This is a genomic window from Streptomyces sp. NPDC057271 (assembly GCF_042668715.1).
GTDB lineage: Bacteria > Actinomycetota > Actinomycetes > Streptomycetales > Streptomycetaceae > Streptomyces.
The window spans coordinates 14,931-31,666 of the sequence record NZ_JBHUYJ010000094.1; the positions used below are offsets into that span (position 1 = coordinate 14,931).

17 protein-coding genes and 1 pseudogene are annotated in these 16,736 nt (G+C 70.1%); 6 read left to right on the plus strand and 12 right to left on the minus strand.

The features are described from left to right. Positions 1–37: 37 nt before the first annotated feature. Together ACFUJR_RS30875 and ACFUJR_RS30880 are read right to left on the minus strand one after the other, a co-directional pair. Positions 38–346: a hypothetical protein gene (locus ACFUJR_RS30875; protein WP_260230621.1), complete on the minus strand. Its 309-nt coding sequence runs from the start codon at positions 344–346 to the stop codon at positions 38–40. Positions 347–624: 278 nt separating this feature from the next. After that, entirely contained in the window at positions 625–1,371 is a 747-nt protein-coding gene (locus ACFUJR_RS30880) for a hypothetical protein (RefSeq protein ID WP_383174896.1), read from the minus strand. A gap of 176 nt (positions 1,372–1,547) precedes the next feature. On the opposite strand from ACFUJR_RS30880, the gene ACFUJR_RS30885 reads away from it, so the two are divergent. Together ACFUJR_RS30885 and ACFUJR_RS30890 are read left to right on the plus strand one after the other, a co-directional pair. Next, on the plus strand, positions 1,548–2,576 hold the full coding sequence (locus ACFUJR_RS30885; protein ID WP_383174898.1) for an NlpC/P60 family protein: 1,029 nt from the start codon (positions 1,548–1,550) through the stop codon (positions 2,574–2,576). Positions 2,577–2,769: 193 nt separating this feature from the next. Continuing rightward, positions 2,770–3,486 (plus strand): phosphatase PAP2 family protein, encoded by a 717-nt coding sequence (locus tag ACFUJR_RS30890; protein ID WP_383174901.1) that lies wholly within the window; start codon positions 2,770–2,772, stop codon positions 3,484–3,486. Positions 3,487–3,738: 252 nt separating this feature from the next. Here ACFUJR_RS30890 and ACFUJR_RS30895 read toward each other — a convergent pair whose 3' ends face one another. After that, entirely contained in the window at positions 3,739–3,897 is a 159-nt protein-coding gene (locus tag ACFUJR_RS30895) for a hypothetical protein (RefSeq protein ID WP_383174904.1), read from the minus strand. A gap of 100 nt (positions 3,898–3,997) precedes the next feature. Between ACFUJR_RS30895 and ACFUJR_RS30900 the strand changes: the two genes are divergently transcribed. Beyond that, entirely contained in the window at positions 3,998–4,804 is an 807-nt protein-coding gene (locus tag ACFUJR_RS30900; protein WP_383174913.1) for a hypothetical protein, read from the plus strand. Positions 4,805–4,913: 109 nt separating this feature from the next. Next, complete coding sequence (locus ACFUJR_RS30905) at positions 4,914–5,096, plus strand: hypothetical protein (RefSeq protein WP_352192555.1); 183 nt, start codon at positions 4,914–4,916, stop codon at positions 5,094–5,096. A 115-nt stretch (positions 5,097–5,211) separates the two neighbouring features. Here ACFUJR_RS30905 and ACFUJR_RS30910 read toward each other — a convergent pair whose 3' ends face one another. Continuing rightward, positions 5,212–5,562, minus strand: coding sequence for a metal-sensitive transcriptional regulator (locus ACFUJR_RS30910; protein ID WP_383174907.1), 351 nt, complete (start codon positions 5,560–5,562; stop codon positions 5,212–5,214). A 193-nt stretch (positions 5,563–5,755) separates the two neighbouring features. Between ACFUJR_RS30910 and ACFUJR_RS30915 the strand changes: the two genes are divergently transcribed. Both ACFUJR_RS30915 and ACFUJR_RS30920 read left to right on the plus strand, forming a co-directional pair. Then, the gene (locus ACFUJR_RS30915; RefSeq protein WP_361676330.1) at positions 5,756–6,376 is read left to right on the plus strand and encodes a DUF47 family protein; all 621 of its coding nucleotides are present in this window, start codon (positions 5,756–5,758) and stop codon (positions 6,374–6,376) included. Positions 6,377–6,382: 6 nt separating this feature from the next. Beyond that, positions 6,383–7,381: an anion permease gene (locus ACFUJR_RS30920; RefSeq protein WP_383174910.1), complete on the plus strand. Its 999-nt coding sequence runs from the start codon at positions 6,383–6,385 to the stop codon at positions 7,379–7,381. A gap of 290 nt (positions 7,382–7,671) precedes the next feature. Here the strand turns inward: ACFUJR_RS30920 and pstB are convergent, their stop codons facing one another. The 8 genes and pseudogenes from pstB to ACFUJR_RS30960 form a co-directional block, all read right to left on the minus strand. After that, positions 7,672–8,448: a phosphate ABC transporter ATP-binding protein PstB gene (gene pstB, locus ACFUJR_RS30925; RefSeq protein ID WP_352191341.1), complete on the minus strand. Its 777-nt coding sequence runs from the start codon at positions 8,446–8,448 to the stop codon at positions 7,672–7,674. A gap of 28 nt (positions 8,449–8,476) precedes the next feature. Next, positions 8,477–9,556: a phosphate ABC transporter permease PstA gene (gene pstA, locus ACFUJR_RS30930; RefSeq protein WP_383179748.1), complete on the minus strand. Its 1,080-nt coding sequence runs from the start codon at positions 9,554–9,556 to the stop codon at positions 8,477–8,479. After that, positions 9,553–10,530 (minus strand): phosphate ABC transporter permease subunit PstC, encoded by a 978-nt coding sequence (pstC, locus tag ACFUJR_RS30935; protein WP_383179745.1) that lies wholly within the window; start codon positions 10,528–10,530, stop codon positions 9,553–9,555. Before pstC ends, pstA begins: the two co-directional genes overlap by 4 nt. Positions 10,531–10,639: 109 nt before the next feature. Next, positions 10,640–11,776: a phosphate ABC transporter substrate-binding protein PstS gene (gene pstS, locus ACFUJR_RS30940; protein WP_383179742.1), complete on the minus strand. Its 1,137-nt coding sequence runs from the start codon at positions 11,774–11,776 to the stop codon at positions 10,640–10,642. A 341-nt stretch (positions 11,777–12,117) separates the two neighbouring features. Continuing rightward, complete coding sequence (locus ACFUJR_RS30945; RefSeq protein WP_383179739.1) at positions 12,118–12,534, minus strand: NUDIX hydrolase; 417 nt, start codon at positions 12,532–12,534, stop codon at positions 12,118–12,120. Then, the gene (locus ACFUJR_RS30950) at positions 12,531–13,550 is read right to left on the minus strand and encodes a CHAD domain-containing protein (RefSeq protein ID WP_383179736.1); all 1,020 of its coding nucleotides are present in this window, start codon (positions 13,548–13,550) and stop codon (positions 12,531–12,533) included. Before ACFUJR_RS30950 ends, ACFUJR_RS30945 begins: the two co-directional genes overlap by 4 nt. Then, on the minus strand, positions 13,537–15,864 hold the full coding sequence (locus ACFUJR_RS30955; protein WP_383179733.1) for an RNA degradosome polyphosphate kinase: 2,328 nt from the start codon (positions 15,862–15,864) through the stop codon (positions 13,537–13,539). The genes ACFUJR_RS30950 and ACFUJR_RS30955 overlap by 14 nt, the downstream gene beginning before the upstream one ends. A gap of 369 nt (positions 15,865–16,233) precedes the next feature. Further along, positions 16,234–16,736 (minus strand): annotated as a pseudogene (locus ACFUJR_RS30960) (hypothetical protein); the annotation flags it as partial.

A 16,736-nucleotide genomic window follows, 5' to 3' on the forward strand; every position in this document is an offset into this window, starting at 1 on the left:
GGTGACTGGACATCAGGAAAAGAACCGACCTCGGTGGTTAGACGGCCATCCCGTACACGATCGTGAACAGTGTTCCCAGCGACCCGATGATGAAGACGCCGGTGAGACCGGCCACGATCAGGCCCTTGCCCTGCTCGGCGCTGAACGTGTCCCGGAGTGCGGTCGCGCCGATGCGCTGCTTGGCCGCTCCCCAGATGGCGATGCCGAGACAGAGCAGGATGGCCACGGCCATCACGACCTCGATCATCACCTTGGCCTCGTTGCCCAGGCTCCCGAAAGGCCCCCAGTTCGGGGCGATTCCACCGATGATGGTGGTGATGTCGCCTTCTTCGGCCGCCAGGTACATGTAACTCACCGCCCCTGTTGGGTAGTTCGTCGCCCCTGCCCGATGGCATGGGTCATCGCCCTATCTTCGCTGATGAAACCGCCCGCGTGTGACGGCTTGACGGCTCTCTTTACCCGATCCCCGCACACGTGACCGATCCGGCCGTCTTGACCTGCGACGGGATGGCCGGTTTCTATGCGAAGAAGCGTATGGTCACTCTGTGTATCACGGAGGGTGACTCCGGGCAATGACTGTCGTTGTTACACCTCAGGCCGCGTACACGGCCCGAGGTGTCGCCGTCAGCCGCCCGCGTGCGGGGTGTCGACGTGGCTGACTTCGTAGAGGCCTGCCCCCGCCACGCGGTAGAGGGCCGTACGGGTCAGCGTGGTGACCGCCAGGGGCTCGCCGTCGCGGCGCGTGCGGTAGACGACGGTCACGGCCGGAGAGGTCACCGCGAGGGAGACCACGGGAGTGCGGTCGCCGAGCGACTCGGTGGCGAAGGGGACCGGGGTTCCGTGGTCGTTCCGCCAGACGACGAGCGTGTAGTAGCGGCCCGTGCCCGGCGTGGTGATCTTCACGACGCCCACGGCGTCGGCCGCGCCGTCCCCGACGAGCCGGCCGATCGCGCACTGGGGCTGTAGGTCGACCTGGACGCCGTCCTCGCCCTCCCAGTGGCCGTCGGTGAGCCGCATCCCCGGGCGCGGGTGGTCGGGCAGCTTCACGAGGGCGGTCTGTACCTGCGCGTTGCGGAGTTGATCGCACGTCAGGGCGCGTGCGGGCCCCGAAGATGGTGACGGGGGCGGGGTTGTGGTGCGGGCGGGAGGCGTGGTTCGGGTCGGTGAGGCGTCCGCCGTCGGTGACGCGTCTTCCGTCGGCCTCGCGCTTTCCGTCGGTGTCGCGCCAGGCGTCCCCGAGGCGCCCGGCGTGCCCGCCTCGGTGCCGTCGTCCGGGCCGCAGCCGGTGAGCAGGCTCGCCGCCAGCGTCGCCGTCAGGGCGGCGACCGCCAGCCGTGTCACCCGTGTCAGATGGTTCGCGCCATGGCTCATGATCGTCCCCCTGTGTGGCCGGTTCCTGCTGTTCGACGGGACGAGAGACGCCCGCGCCACCGGCCGGGGTTGCAGGACTTTGTCCGAAACAGGTAACAGCCTGCCCACCCCCGGAGCGGTTCACGCACCTAGACTTGTCGCTCGATGGACTGCCAAGACCCCAGGGGTGGTTGACGGTGCGTAGGGCGCGCAAGGCGTGGCTGGTGGCCGGTGGGGTCTTCGGCGTGTGCCTGAGCTTCGTCGCGCTGCTCGTCGTCGGGACGTACGCCGCCGCCGCCGGTCTCTTCGGGGGCGCCGGTGACGCCAGGAACGGCACCGTGGGGCTGGCCAAGGGCGCTGTGCCCGCCGCGTACCAGGGGCTGGTCCAGCAGTGGGGGAACCTCTGCCCCGCCATCAACCCGGCCCTGCTCGCCGCGCAGCTCTACCAGGAGAGCGGCTGGAACCCGAGGGTCGTCTCGCCTGCGAACGCCATGGGCATCGCCCAGTTCATCCCCGGCACCTGGGCCGGCCACGGAATCGACGGGGACGGGGACGGCGACCGGGACGTGTGGGATCCCAAGGACGCGATCCCCTCCGCCGCCTCCTACGACTGCGAACTCGCCGGCTATGTGAAGGACGTGCCGGGCGACGCGACGAACAACATGCTCGCCGCGTACAACGCGGGCGCCTACCGGGTCATCAAGTCCGGCGGTGTGCCGCGGATCAGCGAGACGCAGAACTACGTACGGATCATCCGGTCGCTGGAGAAGAGCTTCGCCCGGCCCGTCGGGCGCGTCGAGCCCTCACGGCAGGCCGCCGGCGCGATCTACTACGCGCAGCAGAAGCTCGGGACGCCCTACCTCTGGGGCGGCACCGGAACCGCGGCTCAGAATGGCCGATTCGACTGCTCCGGGCTGACCCAGGCCGCGTACCGCAGTGTCGGGATCGAGCTGCCGCGTGTCGCCAACGACCAGTACAACGCCGGTCCGCACCCCTCCCGCGACGAACTGCTCCCCGGCGACCTGGTCTTCTTCTCCGACGACCTGACGAACTCACGCGCCATCAGGCACGTCGGAATCTACGTCGGCGGCGGCTACATGATCGACGCGCCGCGAACCGGCGCCGTCATCCGTTTCGACAAGATCGACACGCCTGACTATTTTGGTGCGACCCGGGTGACCAAGGACGGCGCGGCGGCCCTGCCGACGCACCTGCCGCAGAGCTGACACCGCGTCGGCCGGGCAGCGGCAATGGCCGGAACTCTCCGTTAAGCACAGGCCCTGAGCAGCGATGACGCGTCACTCTTCGGTAACGTCGGAGTGATCGTCGAGGAAGAGCGGAACGCACGCCTCAGGCGGTTCGTTCCCTGATCCGACCGCTCACGGTCGACTCACGTGACAAGGCAAGGGGCCGCAGCAGATGGCTGGACTCGCATCGGACGGTTCGAACCCCGATGTCAGCCTGCTCTACGACATCAACGGGCTGGCGCGGGACGCCCCGCCCTGGCTCGACCGTGTCATGGGTTTCGTCGGCGAGTACGGGATCATGCTCGCCCTCGTCCTCGTCGGGCTCTGGTGCTGGTGGAGCGTCCGCCGCCGCGGCACCCTCACCGACTCCGTCTCGGCCCTCGCCGCGCTCGTCTGGGCCCCGCTGGCCGCCGGCGTCGCCGTGCTCGTCAACGTCCCCATCCGGGGCTTCGTCGAACGCCCCCGGCCGTTCAACGACCACCAGGGCCTTGAGGTCCTCGTCGACGGCAAGACCGACTTCTCGTTCGTCTCCGACCACGCCACCCTGGCGATGGCCATCGCCGTCGCGCTCTTCGTCGCCCACCGCAGGCTCGGCCTCGCCGCCATCGGTCTCGCCTTCGCCGAAGGCTTCTGCCGGGTCTACATGGGCGTCCACTACCCGACCGACGTCATCGGCGGCTTCGCCCTGGGTACGGCGGTGGCGCTGCTGCTCGCGCCTCTCGCCCACGCCCTGCTGACCCCGCTGGTCTCGGCGATCGCGCGCTCGAAGCACGGCGCCAGGCTCGTCCGCTCCCGGCGCGCCGCCGAGCGGTCCTCGCTGCCGGAGACCCTGGACATCCCCGAGCCCCGGCTGGGCCAGGGGACCGGGGAGAACGATCTCGCCGCCTAGGCCGACCCGGGTGGGGTGAGCCGTACCGGCTCTCAGGGCGCCCCGCTCGTCGGCCGGCCCTGGTCGTCGGCCGGTCCGGGCTGTCGGCCGGTCCGGGCTGTCGGCCGGTCCGGGTTGTCGGACGGGCCATAAGTCGGCTGCCCCGGGTGTCGGCCGCCCCCAGGTGTCGGCCGCCCCCGGGTTGTCGGCCGCCCCCGAGTGTCGGCCGGCGGGTCACGTGTCGGGCGGCCGGCCTCGGCGTTCCCCTGCCGCCTACGCCGTCTTCTGCGCGTCCGCCGTGTGCCCCGCCGCGTCCGTGCGGGCCTTGTCCCGGGACCTTCGCGCCGGGCCCTTCCAGCCGCAGCTGCAGAGGGCGACCGCGAAGGAGCCTCGTTCGGTCGTGGTCGCGTGATGCGGGGACTGCTCGTGCACGGAACCACCGTACTGCGCGTGACGGGTCGCCCAGGCCGTCGTTATGCGGATCGGGCGGGTCCCGGACAAGCAGCGGTACGGCGTTGGGGGTTGGCAGGCGATGGTGGTGCAGCGGTACGGGCGTCGGGGATCGGCGTGGGCCGTCGCCGCGGCCCTGTTGGCGGGCGGATGCTCCGGTACGCAGGACGCCAAGCCGGGCGGAGACCCGACACGGACCGTGCGGGGCGCGGCCGACGTACTGACCCGGGCCGGCACCTCCAAGGCGAGCACCAGCATGGAGATGGCGGCCGGCGGGACGCGGGTGACCATCCGCGGCGAGGGCGGTTACGACTTCCGCCGCCGCACCGGCAGCCTCCGGGTCGTCCTGCCCAAGGACGCCGCCGGAGCCAGTGAGCACCGGCCCATCACCGAACTCCTCGCCCCCGGCGCGCTCTACATGAAGAACCGCGGCGCCGGCGTCCCGGCCGACAAGTGGGTCCGCGTCGACACCACCACCCTCGACGACGGCAACCTCATCACCGGCGGGGCCACCGACCCGGCCGCCGCGGCCGAGCTGCTGCGCGGCGCGCAGCGGGTGACCTACGTCGGCGAGGTCGATCTGGCAGGGGCGAAAGTCAGCCACTACCGCGGCGTCGCGGACATCGCGGTGGCGGCCCGGGCCGCCTCTCCGCAGGTGCGCGGTGCGCTCGCGGCCGCGGCGAAAGGGTTCGCCACGGACACCGTCCCCTTCGACGCGTATCTGGACGCGGAAGGCCGGCTGCGCAAGGTCCGGCACCAGTTCACCTTCGCCAACCAGGGGCGTACGGTCGCGGTCGCGTCGACGACCCTGCTGTACGGGTTCGGCACCCCCGTCGACGTGCGGCTGCCGCACCGTAAGGACATCTACGCCGGAAAGATCAAGGTGTAGGGGCGGCGGGAAGCCACCCGCAGGCCATTCCCAAATGGTCCGGACGAGTCATGCGCGGTGCGTGGCGCGCTCCCTACGCTGGGAGACCGACGCCGGCAGGAAGAGGTGAATGCGCGTGGCTCCGCCCAGTACCGCGACAGTCCCCACTGACCAGGACTGCGTCGCCCTCGCCGAGATCGAGCTCTGCGGTGAACTGATCATCGCGGCGTCGGCGGCCGACGGGGAACGGCTGAGCGCCGACCGGATCGACGAGGTGCTGAGGGTCGCGACGGAGCGGGCCGGCGGTTGCTGATCGAACGGCGCTGGTCGACCGGGGGCGCGGCCGATCAGCCAGGGCTGGTCGACCGGGGCCGGGGCTGGTCGACCGGGGCTGGTCGACCGGGGCCGTTGGTGGCGGCCCCGGCTTCTCAGGTACGCATCATCCGCGCGATGGCCTTCGTGGCCTCCTCGACCTTGGCGTCGATCTCGTCGCCGCCCTTGGTCGCGGCGTCGGCGACGCAGTGCCGCAGGTGTTCCTCGAGGAGCTGGAGCGCGAAGGACTGCAGGGCCTTCGTGGAGGCGGAGACCTGGGTGAGTATGTCGATGCAGTACGTGTCCTCGTCGACCATCCGCTGCAGACCGCGGATCTGGCCCTCGATCCGGCGCAGCCGCTTGAGGTGCTCGTCCTTCTGCTTGTGGTAGCCGTGCACGCCGTGGTCGTGGTCGGTGCCGGGTGCGGCAACGCCGGGGGTGACCTCGGCCGCCTCGGTGGTCGTCATCGCGTCCTCCCGTTGTCCAGAAAGGGTATGTATACCCCTCGTGGGTATATGGTACCGATCCCCGCCGATCCGGGCAGGGGCCCGTGCAGATCACTGTGCCTGATGGGCGACACTGAAGGGACGCCGGTTAGCCGTGGCCGGATGATGCGCCTAGCATCAGCCTGACCGAAACCCAGCACCCCGAGGACCCCACGTGCGATTTCGTCTGACCCCCAGGGAGACGAGCTTCTACGACATGTTCGCCGCGTCCGCGGACAACATCGTCACGGGCTCGAAACTCCTGATGGAACTGCTCGGAGCGGAGCCTTCCGCCCGGGCCGAGATCGCGGAGCGGATGCGGGCAGCGGAGCACGCCGGTGACGATGCGACGCACGCCATCTTCCACCAGTTGAACTCCTCGTTCATCACGCCGTTCGACCGCGAGGACATCTACAACCTCGCGTCCTCCCTCGACGACATCATGGACTTCATGGAGGAGGCCGTCGACCTGGTCGTCCTCTACAACATCGAGGAGCTCCCCAAGGGTGTCGAGCAGCAGATCGAGGTGCTGGCCCGCGCGGCGGAGCTGACCGCCGAGGCGATGCCGCACCTGCGGACGATGGACAACCTCACCGAGTACTGGATCGAGATCAACCGGCTCGAGAACCAGGCCGACCAGATCCACCGCAAGCTTCTCGCCCACCTGTTCAACGGCAAGTACGACGCCATCGAGGTCCTCAAGCTCAAGCAGATCGTGGATGTGCTGGAGGAGGCGGCCGACGCGTTCGAGCACGTGGCCAACACGGTGGAGACCATCGCGGTCAAGGAGTCCTGAGGCTTCGTGGACACCTTCGCGCTGATCGTGACCATCGGTGTCGCGCTCGGTTTCACGTATACCAACGGTTTCCACGACTCGGCGAACGCCATCGCCACCTCGGTGTCGACGCGGGCGCTGACCCCCCGGGCGGCCCTCGCGATGGCGGCGGTGATGAACCTCGCCGGCGCGTTCCTGGGCAGCGGTGTCGCCAAGACCGTCAGTGAGGGTCTGATCGAGACGCCGCACGGCGACAAGGGGATGGGCATCCTCTTCGCCGCGCTCGTCGGCGCGATCATCTGGAACCTGGTCACCTGGTACTTCGGTCTGCCGTCCTCCTCCTCGCACGCGCTGTTCGGCGGCATGGTGGGTGCGGCGCTGGCCGGCGGTACGGAGGTCATCTGGGGAGGGGTGCTCGACAAGGTCGTCATCCCGATGTTCATCTCGCCGGTGGTCGGTCTGGTCGTCGGTTACCTGGTCATGTGCCTGATCATGTGGATCTTCCGCAAGACGAACCCGCACAAGACGAAGCGCGGCTTCCGCATCGCCCAGACGGTGTCGGCGGCGGGCATGGCGCTGGGTCACGGTCTGCAGGACGCCCAGAAGACGATGGGCATCGTGGTGATGGCCCTGGTCATCGCCGACGTGCAGCAGTCCGGGGACGACATCCCGGTGTGGGTCAAGGTCGCGTGTGCGGTGATGCTCTCGCTGGGTACGTACGCGGGTGGCTGGCGGATCATGCGGACGCTCGGCCGGAAGATCATCGAGCTGGACCCGCCGCAGGGTTTCGCGGCGGAGACGACGGGTGCGTCGATCATGTTCGGCTCGGCGTTCCTGTTCCACGCGCCGATCTCGACGACGCATGTGATCACGTCCGCGATCATGGGCGTGGGCGCGACGAAGCGGCTGAACGCGGTGCGGTGGGGTGTCGCGAAGAACATCATCCTCGGCTGGTTCATCACCATGCCGGCCGCTGCGATCGTGGCGGCGCTCAGTTTCTACGTGGTGCAGCTCTTCTTCGGCTGAGGGGCGGTACGGCAGGGGCAGTGGTGTTGCTGGGGGTCCGGGGGTTATCCCCCGGGGGATGCGGTATCACCATGCCGGCCGCTGCGATCGTGGCGGCGCTCAGTTTCTACGTGGTGCAGCTCTTCTTCGGCTGAGGGGCGGTACGGGGGTCCGGGGGCGCCGGTCCCCTGGGCCCCCGGGCAAAGGGTCGGGCCCGGCTCCCCTGTGGGGGAGCCGGGCCCTTTCGTCTGCGGTGGCACCGCCATGCAGCACCGCAGTACGCCACGCGGCCGAGCCGCATGGTCTGTGGGCTATCCGAAGCGGCCGGAGATGTAGTCCTCGGTCGCCTGGACGCTCGGGTTGGAGAAGATCCGCTCGGTGTCGTCCAGCTCGATCAGCTTGCCGGGCTGGCCGACGGCCGCCAGGTTGAAGAACGCCGTACGGTCCGAGACACGGGCCGCCTGCTGCATGTTGTGCGTCACGATGACGATCGTGAAGCGCTCCTTCAGCTCGCCGATCAGGTCCTCGATCGCCAGCGTCGAGATCGGGTCGAGGGCCGAGCAGGGCTCGTCCATCAGCAGGACGTCGGGCTCGACCGCGATGGCGCGGGCGATGCAGAGACGCTGCTGCTGACCGCCGGAGAGGCCGGAGCCCGGCTTGTTCAGGCGGTCCTTGACCTCGTTCCAGAGGTTCGCGCCCTTGAGGGAGCGCTCGACGATGTCGTTGAGCTGGGACTTCTTGTACGAGCCGTTGAGGCGCAGGCCCGCCGCCACGTTGTCGAAGATCGACATGGTGGGGAAGGGGTTCGGGCGCTGGAAGACCATGCCGACCGTACGGCGCACGGCGACCGGGTCGACCCCGGCCCCGTACAGGTCCTGGTCGTCCAGGAGGACCTTGCCCTCGACGCGGCCACCGGGGGTGACCTCGTGCATGCGGTTCAGGGTGCGCAGGAACGTGGACTTGCCGCAGCCGGAGGGGCCGATGAAGGCCGTCACCGAGCGGGGCTCGACGGTCATGGAGATGTCGTCGATCGCCTTGTGGGCGCCGTAGTAGGCGGAGAGGCCGCTGACGTCGATTCGCTTGGCCATATCAATTCACTTCCAGAGGTGGCCGCGGTCAGCGGCCGGTCTTCGGGGCCTTCCAGCGGGCGATGCCGCGGGCCACCAGGTTGAGGATCATGACGAAGGCGATCAGGACGAGCGCGGCGGCCCAGGCACGGGCCACGGCTGCGTCGGTGCCGACCGCGTACTGCTCGTACACGTAGAGCGGCAGCGAGGACTGGGCGCCTTCGAAGGGGTTCGGGTTGATCAGCTTCGTACCGAACACGAGGAGCAGGATCGGGGCCGTCTCACCGGTGATGCGGGCGACCGCGAGCATGACGCCCGTGGTGATGCCGCCGATCGCGGTGGGGAGGACCACCTTCAGGATCGTGCGCCACTTCGGGATGCCGAGCGCGAGGGAGGCCTCGCGCAGCTCGTTCGGGACGAGCTTGAGCATCTCCTCGGTGGAGCGGACGACGACCGGCATCATCAGGATCGCGAGGGCCATCGCGCCGGCGAATCCGGAGGGCCCGAAGCCCAGCATCAGATTCCAGGTGGCGAGGACGAAGAGGCCCGCGACGATCGACGGGATGCCCGTCATGACGTCGACGAAGAAGGTGACGGCCTGGGCGAGCTTCCCGCCGCCGTACTCGACGAGGTAGACCGCGGTCAGCAGGCCGATCGGCGCGGCGATCAGGGTCGCGATGAGGACCTGCTCGATCGTGCCGAGCAGCGCGTGGTAGACACCGCCGCCCGCCTCGGCGTCGAGGACGCCGTTCATCGAGTGGGTGAGGAAGTACGGGTCGAGGACTTCCAGGCCCTTGCTGATCGTGACCCAGGCGAGGGAGAGCAGCGGGACGACGGCCAGGATGAAGCAGACCCAGACGAGGCTGGTCGCGACCCGGTCCTTGGCCTGGCGGCTGCCCTCGACCTTGGTGGTGATCGCGTACGTCCCGAGGACGAAGAACAGTGCGGCGATCAGGCCCCACTGGATGCGGCTGTGCCAGCCGGCCGCGAGACCGAGGCCGACAGCGGCGGCGATCGACCCTACGGCGGTGGCGAGCGGGGTCCAGCGGGGGAGCCGGGCGTGCTGGAGCGGGTCGTGCTTGACGACGCTCTTCACGGGCGGGCGGTCCTGTATGGCGTGGTGGCTCATGCGTTGGCCCCCGAGTACTCCTTGCGGCGGGCGATGATCCACCGGGCCGCGCCGTTGACCAGCAGGGTGATGACGAAGAGGACGAGGCCGGAGGCGATCAGCGCGTCACGGCCGAACTCGTTGGCCTCGTTGAACTTCGCGGCGATGTTCTGGGCGAAGGTGCCGCCGCCCGGGTCGAGCAGGTGGCCCGAGATGAGGAAGCTGGGGGAGAGCACGACGGCCACGGCCATCGTCTCGCCCAGCGCGCGGCCGAGGCCGAGCATCGAGGCGGAGATGATGCCCGAACGCCCGAAGGGGAGGACCGACATCCGGATGACCTCCCAGCGCGTGGCACCGAGGGCGAGGGCGGCCTCTTCGTGCATCTTCGGGACCTGGAGGAAGACCTCGCGGGTCACGTTGGTGATGATCGGGAGGATCATGATCGCCAGCAGGATGCCCACGGTGAAGAGGGAGCGGGCGACGCCGTCGCTGGACTTGTCGAAGATGTACGTCCAGCCCAGGTACTGGTCGAGCCAGAGGTTCAGGCCGGCCAGGTACGGGACCAGGAAGATCGCGCCCCAGAGGCCGTAGATGATGCTGGGCACGGCGGCGAGCAGGTCGACCACGTACGCGAGCGGCTTGGCCAGCCTGCGCGGGGCGTAGTGCGAGATGAACAGCGCGATGCCGATCGCGACCGGCACGGCGATGGCCATGGCGATGATCGACGAGACGATCGTGCCGAAGGCGAGGACCGCGATGCCGAAGACCGGCGGGTCGCCCGCGGGGTTCCACTCGAAGGTGGTGAAGAAGTTCGTGGAGTCCTTGGAGACCGCGAGGACTGTGCGGTAGGTGAGGAAGCCGGCGATGGCGGCCATGATCACCAGCAGGGTGATGCCGGATCCCCGGGACAGTCCGAGGAAGACCCGGTCGCCCGGGCGGGACGCGCTCTTCGCGCGTCGGCTGTTTCGTATGGGTGGCGTGGTTGTCGTAACCATCGGTCTCTCCGGTCTGCGGAGCCGTACTGCGTACGGCTCCTGGCGGCGGTGCACCGGATGCCGGGGCCGGTCCGTCACGCGGGGGCGACGGACCGGGCCCGGCCGGGGATCAGGACAGGGTCGGGACGATCTCGCGGACCTTGGTCGCGATGTCGGCCGGGAGCGGGGCGTAACCGGCGTCGGAGAGGACCTTCTGGCCCTCCTCGCTGACGGCGTAGTTGAGGAACGCCTTCAGGGTCGGCAGGGTCTCCGCCTTGTTGCCCTTGTCGCAGGCGATCTCGTACGTCACGAGGACGATCGGGTAGGCGCCCTCGGCCTTGGTGGCGTAGTCGAGGGAGAGGGCCATGTCATTGCCGGTGCCCTTGACCTTGGCGGCGGCGATGGCCTTGGAGGCGTTCTCCGTGGTGGCCGCGACCGGGGCGGAGGCACCGGTGTTGATGCTCACCGTGGGGATCTTGTTGGCGGTCGCGTAGGAGAGCTCGAAGTAGCCGATGGAGCCCTCGGCGTCCTTGACCGCGGTGGCGACACCGGAGGAGCCGTTGGCGGCCTGGCCACCCGGGGCGGGCCACGACTTCGTCTTCGGGTCGTGCTTCCAGTCGGCCGGGGCGGCGGTGGAGAGGTACTTGCCCAGGTTCTGGGTGGTGCCCGACTCGTCGGAGCGGTGGAACGCCTGGATGTTGGTGTCCGGCAGCTTGACGCCCGGGTTCAGCTTGGCGATCGCCGGGTCGTTCCACTTGGTGATCTTCGAGTCGAAGATCTTGGCGATGGTGGAGGCGTCCAGGACCAGGTTGTCCACGCCGTCCAGCTTGTAGCCGATGGCGACGGGGCCGCCGACCATCGGCAGGTTGATGCCCTTGCCGGTCTTGCAGATCTTCGCCGACTCGGCGACCTCTTCGTCCTTCAGGGCGGAGTCGGAGCCCGCGAAGGCGACCTGGCCCTGGTTGAACTTGGTGATACCGCCGCCGGAGCCGATGGACTGGTAGTTGACCTCGACGCCGGAGCAGGCGGCCTGGAAGTTCTTGACCCAGAGGTCCATGGCGTTCTTCTGCGCGGACGAGCCCGCGGCGAGGAGCTGGCCCTTGGCACCGTCGCACTTGATGTTCGACGCGGCGGCCGAGGTCTTGTCGCCGTTCGCCGGGGTACCGCTGTTGTTGTCCGAGCCACACGCCGACAGCACGAGGGCGCCGGAGACGACGAGGGCACCGATCGCGGAGGCGCGAAGCCCGTTCATGCGCGAAAGCTTCACTTTCGGGTGTTCCTTCCAGAAACCGCCAGCCGCGGACCGGGTGTCCTGAACGTTGTACGGCGGTGTGTGTCGGGGTGGTGGATGCAGCGCTGTGACCCTGCACCAGCACGACCGAAATTAGGCAGAACAGGTGAAGCCGCCGACGGGGGAGAGTGAACGGAAAGTGAACCGTGCCGGAAGGCGCGGTGCGCGGCCCCCGGGCGGGCGGCCGGGTGGCCCCTGGAGGAGGGGCCCCGCTTGAGTTCCGCCGTCGGGCACGCTGGTCGATGCTCCTGTCACCGCGACGAAGGGCGGCCTTGTAGGAGACCGTTCTCAGGAGGTTCCGACCCGTCGGATGGCGCCTACCCGCCGTCCCGCGCCGTGAGGAAGGCGTCGACCAGTTCCTTGTCCCTGGTCTGCGTCAAGCGCGCCCGCGCGGCCGTCGGCGAGAGCCAGAGCAGCCGAGTGACCTCCCGGTTCGGTTCGAACCAGCCGCCGGTGGCCTCCGCCGCCCAGTAGCGGACCACCTTGGGGCGGCCTTGCACCCGGTATCGAACGCTGGCCAGCTCGACGCCCAGCTCGCACGTCATACCGGTCTCCTCCAGCACTTCTCGTACGGCACCGGCCCGTGAGTCCTCCCCGTGCTTCAGCTTCCCCTTCGGGTGAGACCAGTCGCCCCACTTCGGCCGGAAGATCACGGCGATCTCCGTGCCGCCCCCGGACGGTACGTGCCGCCACAACACGCACCCCGCTGCGAGGATCGGGGCCGGTGAGGTCATGACACGCCTGCCGTGGCGTGCTGCCAGGCGCGTTGGAAGGCGAAGCGGGAGGCTTCCACCTCGTGGCGCTGGTCCGCGTGGAGGACGCCCAGCGCGTACGCGGTGGCGGGGGCGATACGGGGCGTGCGGGCCGCGGCCGCGGCGGCGGCGGCCGCCTCGGAGGCGTCGCGGTGGCGGTTCAGCGCCCGGCCGGCCTCGTCGAGGACCGGGCCGGGGGCGGTGTGGCCGTGCAGCACCTCGCAGGCGTACCGGTGCAGCCGCAGCAGCAGCCGGGTCTGGTGCCAGGGCGCGTCCTGGGCCTCACCCGCCGCGAGACCGAGGGCGTCCGCGTTGTACGGGTGGGCCGCGCGGGCCAGCGGCAGGACGGAGACCGCGTCCATGAGGCGGCGCTCGACGACCGCGGCCGGGGCGTCGAGGACCTCGATCGCCTGGGCCGCCCCCGCGGGCCCGAGCGGAACCTCGGAGGCCAGGAGCGCGACGGCGTCCGCGACCGCGTGGAAGCGGGAGGAGCCCAGCGCCTGGAGGGCGGCCGAGTGGGCGCGCGTCCGGGCCAGGGTGAGCTGGCGTTCCAGCAGGGCGCCGGCCCGGGCGGCGCCGACCGTCAGACCGGCGCTCTCGGCGCCGCGCGCGGCGGGCACGGGTCCCCCGGGGCCCGGCCCGCCCGAGCCGTGGCCCCCGTTCGACAGGCGGGACAGCGCGTCCACCAGCCGGATGAGCCGGGCGGTGCAGGCGTGCTCCAGGGCGAGCGTTCCGGACAGCCAGGCCAGCTCCGTGCGGAGCTGGTCGGCCCAGGCGGCGTCGAGGAGCGGGCGGAAGGTGTGCAGCGTTCCGCCGATGCGGCGGGCGGCGGCGCGCAGGGACCGGGCGGCCTCCTCCGCGCCGGCGGTGTCCGCGCCGCTCTCCGTGTGCAGGCGCAGGGCGCGCAGGAAGTCTCCGGCCCGCGCCTGGAGGTAGGGGGAGAGGACCTCTCCCGCCGTGACGCCCGCGGTGGCGGAAAGGTGGTCAGGGTTGTGCACGCCGGCGCCTCCGCGCGTCGATGAGCATCTCCTGCACGTGCCGCAGGGGCTGGCCGTCGGCGTCGGTCGCGTGCCGCGTCCAGTTCCCGTCCGGGCCGAGGTGCCAGGAGGAGGTGGTGTCGGACATTCCGGTCTCCAGGAGCCGGCTCAGGGCCGCCCGGTGGGCCGGGTCGGAGACCCGGACCAGTGCCTCGATGCGCCGGTCGAGGTTCCGGTGCATCATGTCGGCGCTGCCCAGCCAGACCTCGGGCTCGCCGCCGTTGCCGAAGGCGAAGACCCGGGAGTGCTCCAGGAAGCGGCCGAGGACCGAGCGGACCCGGATGTTCTCTGAGAGGCCGGCGACGCCCGGGCGGATCGCGCAGATGCCGCGGACCCAGATGTCGACCGGGACGCCCGCCTGGGAGGCCCGGTAGCAGGCGTCGATGATCGCCTCGTCGACCATCGAGTTGACCTTGATCCGGACGTAGGCCGGGCGGCCCGCGCGGTGGTGGGTGATCTCCTGGTGGATCCGGGAGACCAGTCCGTCCCGCAGGGACTTCGGGGCCGTGAGCAGCCGGCGGTAGGTCTCCCGGCGGGAGTAGCCGGAGAGCCGGTTGAACAGGTCGGAGAGGTCCGCGCCGACCTGCGGGTCGGCGGTGAGCAGGCCGAGGTCCTCGTAGAGCCGGGCCGTCTTGGGGTGGTAGTTGCCGGTGCCGACGTGCGAGTACCGGCGCAGGACGTCTCCCTCCTGCCGGACCACGAGGGAGAGCTTGCAGTGCGTCTTCAGGCCGACGAGGCCGTAGACGACGTGGCAGCCGGCCTCCTCCAGCTTGCGCGCCCACTTGATGTTGGCCTGCTCGTCGAAGCGGGCCTTGATCTCGACGAGGACGAGGACCTGCTTGCCGCTCTCGGCGGCGTCGATCAGCGCGTCGACGATCGGGGACTTGCCGGAGGTCCGGTACAGCGTCTGCTTGATCGCGAGGACGTCCGGGTCCGCCGCCGCCTGCTCCAGGAAGGCCTGGACGGAGGTGGAGAAGGAGTCGTACGGGTGGTGCAGGAGCACGTCCCGTTCGCGCAGCGCCATGAAGATGTCGGGCGCGGAGGCGGACTCGACCTCGGCGAGGTCCCGGTGGGTGCCGGCGACGAACTTCGGGTACTTCAGCTCGGGCCGGTCGAGCCCGGCGATACCGAAGAGGCCGGTGAGGTCGAGCGGGCCGGGCAGCGGGTAGACCTCGGCGTCGGAGACCTTCAGCTCGCGGACGAGCAGGTCGAGGACGTACGGGTCGATGGACTCCTCGACCTCCAGGCGGACCGGCGGGCCGAAGCGGCGGCGCAGCAACTCCTTCTCCAGGGCCTGGAGCAGGTTCTCGGTGTCGTCCTCCTCGACTTCGAGGTCCTCGTTCCGGGTCACCCGGAACATGTGGTGGGCCAGCACCTCCATGCCGGGGAAGAGCTCTTCCAGGTGCGCCGCGATGACGTCCTCGAGCGGGACGTACCGCTCGGGAGAGGCCTCCAGGAAGCGGGAGAGCAGCGGGGGCACCTTGACGCGGGCGAAGTGGCGGTGGCCGCTGACCGGGTTGCGCACGACGACGGCCAGGTTCAGGGAGAGGCCGGAGATGTAGGGGAAGGGATGGGCGGGGTCCACGGCCAGGGGGGTGAGGACCGGGAAGATCTGCTGCCGGAACAGGGTGAAGAGGCGAGCCTGCTCCTTCTCGGTCAGTTCGGGCCAGCGGATCAGGTGGATGCCCTCGTCGGCGAGGGCCGGGGCGACGTCCTGCTGGTAGCAGGCGGCGTGCCGGGCCATGAGCTCGCGGGAGCGGGTCCAGATCAGCTCCAGGACCTCGCGGGGCTGCAGACCGGAGGCGGAGCGGGTGGCGACGCCGGTGGCGATACGGCGCTTGAGGCCGGCCACGCGCACCATGAAGAACTCGTCGAGGTTCGACGCGAAGATCGCGAGGAAGTTAGCCCGTTCGAGGAGGGGGGTGTTCGGGTCCTCGGCCAGTTCGAGGACGCGTTCGTTGAACGCGAGCCAGCTGCGCTCCCGGTCGAGGAAGCGGCCCTGGGGAAGTTCGCCGCCCGTGACGTCGTCCTCGTAGGCGTCGAGATCGGCGTCCAGGTCCGGGTCGAGGTCGGAGCCCCGCTCCGGGTTGACGGTCTGCGGGCGGTGCGCGGCTATGGAGCCGACCGTGGGCTGCGCGTTCTGCCGCGTGGTCTGCTCGTCGCTCCGGGTGCTTTTCGCGGACGGCTTCGCGGAGGGCTTCGCGGGCGTCCTGGGGGACGTCTTGGCGTTCTTCGCGGACGGCTGGACCGGGACCTCGGCAGGCTGCTTGCTCATGGCCCCATTCTTCCGCGCGAAGGGGTGGTCGGGCGCGTCGGAGCGGGCCGTGGGCGCGGGGAGTCTCCCTTTGGGGAGCGCGTTGGTGGTCGCGTGCACGACGGGCTTCATTGCGTGAGCGTCGCAAGCGCGTCTGAATGGCCGGTAACGACGACATGACGTGCGGGAATCCATGCGCCACGTGTGCCGGTACGGATCCGGGGGCGGACGGGCGAGAGATAGCACGCAGGAAAGGCCGGTCGCAAGCAGTGGGCCGGTGGCAGGCGGAACGGCCGGTGGCAGGCAGAAGGGCAAGGTGGCCGCCGGAAGGGCCGGTGGTACGCGGAAGGGCCGGGCGGGTGCCCGGCCCTTCCGCGTACTGCCGCGTCGTCAGACGTTCGCCTCGACCCGGTCCCTGCGCTGTCGGGTCCTGTGGACCAGGACCGCGAAGGTCAGCAGGGCCGCCGGGTACAGCAGGACCCAGCCGAACCCGGCCAGCATCGCCAGGACCGGGGCTCCGGCCACCAGCGCGAGGAGCCGCTGCGACGGGCGTGTGTACAGCTTGGCGTAGCTGAGCACGGCGATCGCGTACCCGATGACGAAGTTCACCGTGGAGAGCTGGAAGACCATCGTCAGGCTGATCAGGTCGAACGCCTCGACGACCACCACCCCGCCGAACATCAGTACGGACAGCAGCACGGCGGGCCGGGGTGCGCCGGAGCGGGCGTCGACCCGGGCCAGCGTGGCCGGCAGGAGGCCGTCCCGTGCGGTGGCGAACACGATCCGGGAGGTCGCCCAGGTGCCGCCCATCAGGGTCGCGAAGATGATCGCCGCGCCCAGGGCGGCCGCGATCCGGCCGCTGGCGTCGCCGAGGACCTGCTCCAGGACGGCGA

Excerpts from the sequence above, each read along its gene's own strand:
- pstB (WP_352191341.1), bottom strand. The coding sequence starts at position 8,448 with ATGGCCAAGCGAATCGACGTCAGCGGCCTCTCCGCCTACTACGGCGCC.
- ACFUJR_RS30875 (WP_260230621.1), bottom strand. The coding sequence starts at position 346 with ATGTACCTGGCGGCCGAAGAAGGCGACATCACCACCATCATCGGTGGA.
- ACFUJR_RS30955 (WP_383179733.1), bottom strand. The coding sequence starts at position 15,864 with ATGAGCAAGCAGCCTGCCGAGGTCCCGGTCCAGCCGTCCGCGAAGAAC.
- ACFUJR_RS30900 (WP_383174913.1), top strand. The coding sequence starts at position 3,998 with ATGGTGGTGCAGCGGTACGGGCGTCGGGGATCGGCGTGGGCCGTCGCC.
- ACFUJR_RS30910 (WP_383174907.1), bottom strand. The coding sequence starts at position 5,562 with ATGACGACCACCGAGGCGGCCGAGGTCACCCCCGGCGTTGCCGCACCC.
- ACFUJR_RS30905 (WP_352192555.1), top strand. The coding sequence starts at position 4,914 with ATGCGCGTGGCTCCGCCCAGTACCGCGACAGTCCCCACTGACCAGGAC.
- ACFUJR_RS30890 (WP_383174901.1), top strand. The coding sequence starts at position 2,770 with ATGGCTGGACTCGCATCGGACGGTTCGAACCCCGATGTCAGCCTGCTC.
- ACFUJR_RS30880 (WP_383174896.1), bottom strand. The coding sequence starts at position 1,371 with ATGAGCCATGGCGCGAACCATCTGACACGGGTGACACGGCTGGCGGTC.
- ACFUJR_RS30945 (WP_383179739.1), bottom strand. The coding sequence starts at position 12,534 with ATGACCTCACCGGCCCCGATCCTCGCAGCGGGGTGCGTGTTGTGGCGG.
- pstA (WP_383179748.1), bottom strand. The coding sequence starts at position 9,556 with ATGAGCCACCACGCCATACAGGACCGCCCGCCCGTGAAGAGCGTCGTC.
- pstC (WP_383179745.1), bottom strand. The coding sequence starts at position 10,530 with ATGGTTACGACAACCACGCCACCCATACGAAACAGCCGACGCGCGAAG.